The sequence below is a fragment of the Arthrobacter sp. E44 genome (assembly GCF_041877125.1).
In the GTDB taxonomy this organism is placed as follows: domain Bacteria; phylum Actinomycetota; class Actinomycetes; order Actinomycetales; family Micrococcaceae; genus Arthrobacter.
In genome coordinates this window covers 1-243 of the sequence record NZ_JBHDJA010000089.1, presented here as the reverse complement: position 1 = coordinate 243, position 243 = coordinate 1, and the positions used below count along the sequence as shown (strand labels likewise).

General features: G+C 65.0%; 1 protein-coding gene. It reads right to left on the bottom strand.

Annotated elements, in window-relative coordinates; genetic code table 11:
• Positions 1-8: 8 nt before the first annotated feature.
• Positions 9-243 (bottom strand): transposase (locus ACETK3_RS21425; RefSeq protein WP_373993610.1); only part of this gene is annotated, 235 nt, incomplete at its 5' end.

Below are 243 nucleotides of genomic sequence, written 5' to 3'. Positions count from 1 at the left end.
TCCTTCGCTTATGTGCTGAGGGCCATGATCGTGTCGGTGTCCACCTCGCTTCCGGTGTCAGTGGTGGGGCGCATGCGAGAGCGGGCGAGGATGTCGAGACCCAGATAGCGGCGTCCCTCGGTCCATTCGTCGGTTTGCTCGGCGAGGACGCCACCGACGAGGCGGATGATCGCGTCCCGGTTGGGGAAGATTCCGACGCTGTCGGTTCGGCGGCGGATCTCTCTGTTCAGCCGCTCGTTGGGG